At 57.1% G+C, this 2,301-nt stretch carries 3 protein-coding genes; all 3 read right to left on the bottom strand.

All coding sequences use genetic code 11. The features are described from left to right. A partial coding sequence (locus ACR0IO_RS22810) for an ABC transporter substrate-binding protein (protein WP_480745105.1) occupies positions 1–997 on the bottom strand: 997 nt, incomplete at its 3' end. 72 nt (positions 998–1,069) lie between these two features. Beyond that, positions 1,070–1,606 (bottom strand): flavin reductase family protein, encoded by a 537-nt coding sequence (locus ACR0IO_RS22815; protein ID WP_480745107.1) that lies wholly within the window; start codon positions 1,604–1,606, stop codon positions 1,070–1,072. Continuing rightward, a partial coding sequence (locus ACR0IO_RS22820; protein WP_480745109.1) for an aldo/keto reductase occupies positions 1,606–2,301 on the bottom strand: 696 nt, incomplete at its 5' end. The genes ACR0IO_RS22820 and ACR0IO_RS22815, both read right to left, overlap by 1 nt.

Here is a 2,301-nt window from a genome sequence, read left to right on the forward strand (position 1 = left end):
TGTTGCGGGTTGCAGATGCAAAGCGGGCCGCATTTTCCTCAGAGGCGAGGAAATCAATAAAGGCCGCAGCTGCTTCAGGTGCATCGGTCGATTTGAACGCCGTGATCGCGGCACCCCCTGGCATTGCGCCACAGCCACCTACGCCACATGGCGCTGGAACCGCGCGCCATTCGAAATCGGTGATGTTTTCCGAGTAGGAATTGATCATCCATGAGCCCGACATATGCATTACAGCTTCGCCTGATTGGAACAGCGGTGCAGCGTTGCGATATTGCGTACCCTCACCTGCAGGCCACCCTTCTGCGGGCATCAAGCCCGAGGCGTGCCAAGCCACAAATGTTTCTGCAAAGTTACGGAACCCTTCATCCACAAGGATCGGGTTGCCCGCATCATCAAAGAAGCGCGCGCCATAGGAAAACGCGGGGCCCGCCATACGATGCGCCGTGCGATCCATTGCCAAGCCTGCGGTCACGCCTGTTGCGGCCTGAACTTCGGCCAAGGCCGTTGCCCAATCGTCCCATGTGGCGGCATCACCTGGCATATCCACGCCCGCATCTTCAAAGAGCGAGACGTTGACATAGGGACCTGTCACAGTCAGCTGGGTCATCCACCCGTAAATGCCATCATCCCCCGCACCTGGTGCGCGGAACCACGGCAGGGTTGCGCCATAGGCCGCTTCCCATGGGCCACGATCGACATAGGGCGCGAGATCAAGGTAATACTGGTTCAAGCCGCCCAAATTGGTCACGCGCGCGACATCAGGGGCCGCATCCGTTTGCAACTGGTTTTCCAACTGATCACGGATCACGTCATAGGCAACGGTTTCCATGTTAACAGTATGGCCTGTGGCAGCGGTGAATTCGGGCAGCATTTCGCCGATCACATCGCATTCATTGCCGTCCTGGTAGCACAAAAACGTAATTTCATCCGCGAAAGCGGGGGCTGCGCTTGCAACCATAAGTGCTGCAATTGCAGTGCTGGTAAACTTAGCGGTCATGTAATTCCTCCCTTAAACATTACCGTTGGTTTTGGTCGTCTCACTTTCCCCCTTTTCATCGGGGTAACTTGGTTATGCGGGCTCAGTCTCCCTCACGGTGAAATGGCCAAGCTTGCCGCGGAAAAATCCCAGCGACCCACCCAAGTCGCGATAGCCCGCACGCTGCACTTGGCCGACCATGATGTCATGGTCACCGCCCGCGTAATTGGCCCAAGCTGTACATTCAAACCGCGCAAGACAGTCATGCAGCACGGGCACACCTTCGGCATTCATATCAAAATCATCGGGCCCAAGCCCCTTTGCATCTCGCGCAATGCGCCAGCAAAGATCTTCTTGATCCACCCCCAAAACATGAATGGCATAGGCAGGGGCCTCACCGAAAAAGGGGTAGCGGCGCGAAGCGCGATCAATCGACCACAAGACTAATGCAGGATCGAGAGACACGGATGTAAAACTATTCGCCGTGATGGCCACGGGCCCCTCATCGCTTGCCACCGTAACAATGGTGACACCCGTTGCAAAACACCCAAGCGCCGTGCGAAAGGCGCGCGGGTTTGCCGGATCAGGCACAAAGCTGCTGAGGGGGTGGCGGCGCATCTTCTGATCCATCAGGCGACCTCGTGACCAAGTGCGGCCTCGTAAAGCGAGAACCAATCACGCCGATCAAGACTCACGCGCAGCGCGTCTGAAATAGTGGCAATGCGCGGCAACGCATTGGTGCCAAGCACAGGCAAGATTGTCGAAGGATGGGCCAAGAGAAAGGCCACAGCAACAGCCGCACGATCCACGCCCTGCTCTGCCGCAATCGCGTCAAGACGCGTGGCCAACAACCCCTCGCGTGTCGTCATCAGCGCACCACCCCCCAAAGGTGACCACGCCATGACGGGCTGTGCATGGCGTTGATGGAAACTCAAATCCCCATTTGTGAAGGGCGCGATATGAGACAGCGACAGCTCAATTTGGTTGGTCACCAATTTCGCGCTCATCGCGGATTGAAGCAACTCCCAATCCCAAGGGCGGAAATTCGACACGCCCGCTGCGCGGATCTTGCCCGCTTTGATCAATCCATCAAGGCAGGCCCCCGTCTCGTGGTGATCCATCAGCGGATCGGGGCGGTGAATGAGTAGCAGATCAATCTGATCAATCCCCATCTCGCGCAAAGAGGTGTCGACAGATTGCGTGATATGAGCTGCGGATGTGTCGTAATATTTTACAGGCGCGTCAGAATAGCGGCCAATCGGGGCCACGATATCGCATTTTGTGACGATTTCCATTTTGGCTCGCAGATCGGGCCGCGCGCGCAA

The organism is Ruegeria sp. CE12, from assembly GCF_056537525.1.